Below are 6,500 nucleotides of genomic sequence, written 5' to 3'. Positions count from 1 at the left end.
CCCTGGCTCCTCCCACGGACCTGGGCCCGGCTCCGGCTCCGGCTCCGGCTCCGGCTCCGGCTCCGGCTCCGGCTCCGGCTCCGGCTCCGGCAACGCTGTCGCGCCCGTCGGTGCCGTCGGTGGCGGTTTCAGGTTCTTGTTGTGGCGGGGGTGGGGGCCTTCCGTGCACCTCGGGTCGTGCGCCGGGCTCGTTCCCGGGTGTGATCCTCGGGTCGTCCGCACGGGCAGGCGCGGGCGCGCCCGGTGCTTGTGCTTGCGCCGGTGCGGGTACGGGCGCGGGCGCGCCGTTTTCCGGATCGGGTACGGGGTCCCGGTCGTGGTCCGGTGTTGGCGGCGTGCCTCCGGGCGTCGCCCGCTCTTCAGGAACGCGCAAGTCCTTCGTCTTCGACCGAGGGGGTCCCTCGGCCTCGACGGAGAGTTCGGCCCCTGGCTCGGGCTCCACCCCCGCCCCGCGCCCCTCCGTCTCCGGTACTCGCTCCGGCATCGGGAACGGCGGCGGGGAATCCACCCGGGTCGGCTCGTACGAGACCGGCGGAGTCGGTGCGGGAGGGAGCGGCGGCTCGGGCGGAGTCTCCCCGTGCACGGGCCGGCCCCGCCCCGGCGGCTCCGACGGGCCCTCCTCCCCCGCCGCCCGCGGCCGGGTCGGTGCTTCCGTGCTCGCGGCGGGCGTCTCCGCAGGCTGTTCGGCCTCTTCCTCCCCGTCCGCCGGGGGCCGTGCCGGACCCCCCGGCGCCCGCTCCACCAGCGTCGGTGTCCTCGGCAGGGACACCAGCGCCGTCAGGGACGCGTGGAGTTCGTCCACGGTCGGGCGGGATTGAGGGTCCTTGGCCAGGAGTGCGTTCAGGATCGGGGTCAACTCGCCCGCCGACGCGGGGAGTTCCGGCTCCTCGTAGAGGACCGCGTGCAGCGTGGCCATCGTCGTGGGACGGGTGAACGGGGACGTGCCGCCCACCGCCGCGCACAGCGTGGCCCCGAGGGACCACAGGTCGGACGGCGCTCCCTGCGGGCGGCCACCGACCCGCTCCGGTGCCATGTAGTCCGGCGAGCCGACCAGCATCCCGACGATCGTCAGCGCCGTCGTGTTCTGGATCGCGGCGATGCCGAAGTCCGTGAGGACGACCCGCCCGTTGCCCCGGCCGAGGAGCACGTTGCCCGGCTTGATGTCCCGGTGCAGGACGCCCCGTACGTGCACCTCGCGGAGGGCCGCCGTCACCCCGAGCCCGATCCGCGCCGCCTCCCGCGGCGACACCGGGCCGTCCTCCACGAGGAGTTGCTCCAGGGAGCGGGAATCCACCAGTTCCATCACGATCCACAAGCGTTCGCCCTCGTCGACGACGTCGTAGACCCGCACCACATTCGGGTGGTCTATACGAGCTGTGGCCCGCGCTTCCCGCAAAGTCCTTTCCCGCCGAATTCGGCTGTCCTCTGCATCCAGTTCGTCCATGCGCATTTCTTTTACGGCGACCGGGCGGTCCAGGATCTCGTCATAGGCACGCCACACCCGCCCCATGCCACCCTGGCCTATCGTCTCCCCCAACCGGTAACGACCGGCGACCAATAACCCCTGTACCCCGCCACCCGTATATCCCGGCATCCCCGTCCCCCTCCTCAGCACCTGCTGCGACCAGGACAGAAGCATTAACTTCCCACCATTGCATCACAGTTGGACGCAATCTTGTGGTACTCCTGCAAGTACAGCTGACGCTGTTCAGAATAAGGGGGCTGGGAAATGCTCGAAAAGATCGGGAAAGAGATCGTCGGGATACGTGCGGGATCTTGTCTGGCGGTCGCGGCAGCGTCCGTTCTCCTTCTGCCGTACGGTGCGTTCGCCGCCGAGCCGACGCCAGGAAGCACTCAGGGAGGGTCCCCCGGCCCCAGCGCGCCCGCGGACATAAAGATCTCGACCGAACTCCCCGAAAAGATTTCGGTCGACAACAAAACCGGAAAGACAAAAATCACCGCGACAGTGGCAAACAAGGGCAGTAAAGCCACCGGTCAGATCACCATGTCCGTCGTCGGCTTCGACGGCCTGAAGGTCGACGCGGTGAACGGCTGCGTGCCGATCCCGGCCGGCCAGCTGCCGAAGGGCTCCAACAGCGGGTTCGCCTGCGTCGTCGCCGACCTCGCCGCGGGCAAGTCCAAGTCGTACGACGTCGACGCGACGTACGACCTCAAGAAGAAGGGCAAGATCTGCCTGCCGGTGACCGAGGGCACCGGCAAGAAGCTGCTCTGGCAGCAGGGCCCGGTCGACTTCGGCACCACGAAGCCGACGCCGAACGCGCCGGACACCCCACTGCTGCTCGGTACGTCGAACGTGCCGTTCGGGCCGGAGTCGCCGTCACCCGCTTCTCCCGGGCCGACCTCCCCCGCACCGGGGGAGAGCAAGCCGGGGAATCTGCCGCCGACCGGCGTCGGGTCCGGCGCGCTGCCTCTCGGCATCGCCGGCGGGTTGCTGCTCGCGGCGGGCGGGGCGGGCTTCTGGTGGTCGCGGCGCGGGGGTGAAGTCCGGCAGCACTGAGGGCTCCACCGGGGGCGCGGTGCGTGTTCTGCGGGTCCGTCGTGGCTGGTCGCGCAGTTCCCCGCGCCCCTGTGGGACGCTCCCTCTCGTACGTACTGAACAGATCAGCCCTTGCGGCCCGCCAGCTTCCAGGCGGCCGGCAGGGCGCCCATCGCCAGGGCCGCCTTCAGCGCGTCACCGATGAGGAACGGGACGACGCCCGCCGCGAGCGCCGCGGTCAGACCCATGCCGGTCGAGGCCATCAGGTACGGGACGCCGACCGCGTAGATGATCGCCGAGCCGACCACCATGGTGCCCGCGGTCCGCAGCACCGAGCGGTCGCCGCCGCGCCTGGCCAGCGCGCCGACGACGGTGGCGGCCAGCAGCATGCCGATGACGTACCCGAAGGACGCCCCGCCCGCACCGGACGTACCGTCCTTGAACCACGGCACGCCCGCCATGCCCACCAGTGCGTACAGCGCCAGTGCCAGGAAGCCGCGGCGGGCGCCGAAGGCCGTACCGACGAGCAGCGCGGCGAAGGTCTGCCCGGTGACCGGCACCGGGGTGCCCGGGACGGGCACCACTATCTGGGCCGCGATGCCGGTGAGCGCCGCGCCGCCGACGACGAGCGCGATGTCTCGTACGCGACTGGCGGGCAGCAGGTCGGCAAGGACCGCGCCGGGGCGGGTGGTTACGGCAGCAGTGCTCATCGGGACTCCGCAGGAGAGAAGGAAGAAAGGAAGAAGGGTGGGGACGACATGGCGACGTTACCCAGGGCCCGCCGCCCGATCACCCTAGAGCGCCGACAAAGCGGAGAACAGAGGCTTGGTGGGGTTCGTACAAAGCGCCCGAGGCCGGAGTCGGGCGACGTGACGCGCGTCACTGGCGGCGGAGAGCAATAGATACCTTTTGCGCGTGGCGGCCGAACAGGGAGACACTGTGGAGTCCCGCCAAATTCCACCGATCCTCCGTGGTCCTTCGAGAGTACGAGCGCCATGCAAGACCAGCAGCTCCGCACGCCCGGCCCCGGCGAGCAGGAGCCCCTGTCCGCCGGGCTCAAGCAGCGCCATCTGACCATGCTCGGCCTGGGCGGGGTGATCGGCGCCGGCCTGTTCGTGGGTTCGGGCGCCGGTATTGCCGTGGCCGGTCCCGGCATCGTCCTCTCCTACCTGATCGCGGGCGCCATCGCGATGCTGGTGATGCGGATGCTGGGCGAGATGTCGTCGGCGATGCCGGCGTCGGGGTCGTTCTCCGTGCACGCGGAGCGGGCGCTCGGCCGGTGGGCCGGGTTCAGCGTGGGCTGGCTGTACTGGTTCCTGCTGGTCGTGGTGCTGGCGGTGGAGGCCACCGGCGCGGCGAAGATCGCAGGCGGGTGGGCGCCCGGGGTGCCCCAGTGGGCCTGGGTGCTGATCTTCATGGTGGTCTTCACGGTCGCCAACCTGGCCGCGGTGAAGAACTTCGGCGAGTTCGAGTTCTGGTTCGCGGCGCTCAAGGTCGGCGCGATCGTGCTGTTCCTGGCGCTGGGCCTGCTGGCCATCTTCGGCGTGCTGCCCGACACCGACCCGATCGGCACGGCCAACCTGACCGGCCAGGGCGGTTTCCTGCCGCACGGCTGGTCGGGGGTCATCTCCGGGGTCCTCGCCGTCGTCTTCGCGTTCGGCGGTCTTGAGGTCGTCACGATCGCCGCCGCCGAGACCGACGACCCGGCCCGCGCGGTCGGGCGTGCCGTGCGCAGCGCCGTCTTCCGGATCCTGTTCTTCTACGTCGGTTCGATGCTGGTCATCGTGACGCTGCTGCCGTGGAACTCGATGGCTCCGGGCCTGAGTCCGTACGTCGCGGTGCTCGACCGCATCGGCGTCCCCTCGGCCGGCACCCTCATGAACATCGTGGTCTTCGTGGCCCTGCTCTCGGCGCTCAACGCCAACCTCTACGGCTCGTCCCGCATGATCTTCTCGCTGGCCGAGCGCGGCGAGGCTCCCAGGGGGCTGCTGCGGATCGGCCCGGGCGGCGTCCCGCGCCGCGCGGTCCTGTCCTCCGTCGCCTTCGGCTTCGTCTCCGTCGTACTGAACCTGCTCTGGCCCGACACGGTCTTCCTCTACATGCTCAACGCGGTCGGCGCGGTACTGCTCTTCGTATGGGCCCTGATCGCCGTCTCGCAGCTGAAGCTGCGCCGGCGCATCGAGCGCGAGATGCCGGAGCGGCTGACCCTCCGGATGTGGGCGTTTCCGTACCTGACCTGGGCGGCGCTGGCCGCCATGGGTGTCGTACTGGTGCTGATGCTCCTCGACGACACGGCCCGGCCGCAGCTGCTGTGGTCGGCGGGTGCGACCGTGGCCGTACTGCTGGTGTCCTTGGTGCGGGAGTTGCGCGCGAAGCGTGCCTAGACATTCACCATGTGTGAGCGTGGTGTCCGTATAGCGGTCGAGTGTTCCCTCTGAGCGGTATGCATGCCGAGACTGTGTCCCTCTCTCAGCTCGCTCCCCCACCGTCTCAGCTAGTGAACAGGGCACGCCCATGTCTCGGACCTCCGCGCCCCCGCCCCCGCCACGTGCCGACACAGGACCGGCCGACGCCTCACCGGCCGAAGCGGGGTCGGCCGGCGCCTCGCTCGGCCACGGACTCAAGCAGCGCCACCTTTCCATGATCGCCCTCGGCGGGGTGATCGGTGCCGGGCTCTTCGTCGGGTCGGGTGCCGGCATCGCGGCCGCGGGTCCCTCCATCGTCATCGCGTACGCGATATCCGGCCTGCTCGTCATGCTGGTGATGCGGATGCTGGGCGAGATGTCGGCGGCGAACCCGAGCTCGGGCTCGTTCTCCGCGCACGCCGAGCGGGCGATCGGGCCGTGGGCGGGCTTCACGTCGGGCTGGGCGTTCTGGTTCCTGCTGTGCGTGGCCGTCGGCCTGGAGGGCATCGGCGCGGCGAAGATCATGCAGGGCTGGCTGCCGGGGACCCCGCAGTGGGCCTGGGTGGCGCTCTTCATGGTGATCTTCCTGGGCACCAACCTCGCCGCGGTGAAGAACTTCGGCGAGTTCGAGTTCTGGTTCGCGGCGCTGAAGGTCGGCGCGATCTCGCTGTTCCTGATCATCGGCCTGCTCGCCATCTTCGGCGTGCTGCCCGGCAGCGACACCGCGGCTCCCGGTCTCACCAACCTCACCGGTGACGGCGGTTTCTTCCCGAACGGAAGCGAGGGCCTGATCATCGGTCTGCTCGCCTCGGTCTTCGCGTACGGCGGCCTGGAGACGGTGACGATCGCCGCGGCCGAGTCCGAGAACCCGATCCAGGGCGTCGCCAAGGCGGTCCGTACCGCGATGTGGCGCATCGCGATCTTCTACATCGGCTCGATGGCCGTCGTCGTCACCCTCGTTCCGTGGGACGACCCGAAGGTCGCCTCGATCGGCCCGTACGTCGCGACCCTCGACCACCTGGGCATCCCGGCCGCCGGCCAGATCATGAACGTGATCGTGCTGGCCGCCCTGCTGTCCGCGATGAACGCCAACATCTACGGCTCCTCCCGCATGGCGTACTCGCTCGTCTCCCGCGGCCAGGGCCCGGCCCTCCTCGGCAAGCTGTCCGGCGGAGTCCCCCGGATCGCCGTCCTGTGCTCCTCGGTCTTCGGCTTCGTGTGCGTGGCGCTCAGCTGGATCAGCCCGGACAAGGTCTTCCCGTGGCTGCTGAACATGATCGGCGCGCTGATCCTGGTCGTCTGGGTCTTCATCGCGGTCTCCCAACTGCTCCTGCGCCGCCGCACCGAGCGCGAGTCGCCGGAGAAGCTGGTGGTCCGGATGTGGCTCTTCCCGTTCCTCACCTGGGTGGCGCTGGCGGGCATGGCGGCCATCTTCGTCCTGATGCTCCGCCAGCCGGACACGCGCATGCAGCTCGCGGGGACGAGCGCGCTGACGGTGTTCCTGATCGTCGTCGGTGTCGTACGGCAGAAGCTGGCGAAGGCCCGCGACTAGCGTCCCGCGCACTCCCCCCTCGGCCCTAGGTCCGCAAGCTCCCGGC

General features: G+C 70.1%; 5 protein-coding genes. 3 read left to right on the top strand and 2 right to left on the bottom strand.

Going from position 1 to position 6,500, the window contains the following annotated elements; translation table 11 throughout:
* Positions 1-1,510, bottom strand: a 1,510-nt coding sequence (locus tag ACWGIG_RS35880) for a protein kinase domain-containing protein (RefSeq protein ID WP_453325898.1), incomplete at its 3' end; no start/stop codon positions are given.
* Between the two features lie 219 nt (positions 1,511-1,729).
* Between ACWGIG_RS35880 and ACWGIG_RS35875 the strand changes: the two genes are divergently transcribed.
* The gene (locus ACWGIG_RS35875) at positions 1,730-2,518 is read left to right on the top strand and encodes a hypothetical protein (protein ID WP_453325897.1); all 789 of its coding nucleotides are present in this window, start codon (positions 1,730-1,732) and stop codon (positions 2,516-2,518) included.
* Positions 2,519-2,622: 104 nt separating this feature from the next.
* Here ACWGIG_RS35875 and ACWGIG_RS35870 read toward each other — a convergent pair whose 3' ends face one another.
* The gene (locus ACWGIG_RS35870; protein ID WP_453325896.1) at positions 2,623-3,207 is read right to left on the bottom strand and encodes a biotin transporter BioY; all 585 of its coding nucleotides are present in this window, start codon (positions 3,205-3,207) and stop codon (positions 2,623-2,625) included.
* 285 nt (positions 3,208-3,492) lie between these two features.
* Between ACWGIG_RS35870 and ACWGIG_RS35865 the strand changes: the two genes are divergently transcribed.
* Together ACWGIG_RS35865 and ACWGIG_RS35860 are read left to right on the top strand one after the other, a co-directional pair.
* Positions 3,493-4,881 (top strand): amino acid permease, encoded by a 1,389-nt coding sequence (locus tag ACWGIG_RS35865; protein ID WP_453325895.1) that lies wholly within the window; start codon positions 3,493-3,495, stop codon positions 4,879-4,881.
* Positions 4,882-5,011: 130 nt separating this feature from the next.
* Positions 5,012-6,454, top strand: a complete 1,443-nt coding sequence (locus tag ACWGIG_RS35860; protein ID WP_453325894.1) for an amino acid permease — start codon at positions 5,012-5,014, stop codon at positions 6,452-6,454.
* Positions 6,455-6,500: the final 46 nt, after the last annotated feature.

The organism is Streptomyces sp. NPDC054863, from assembly GCF_053610825.1.
This window is presented reverse-complemented; position numbering and strand designations above follow the sequence as displayed.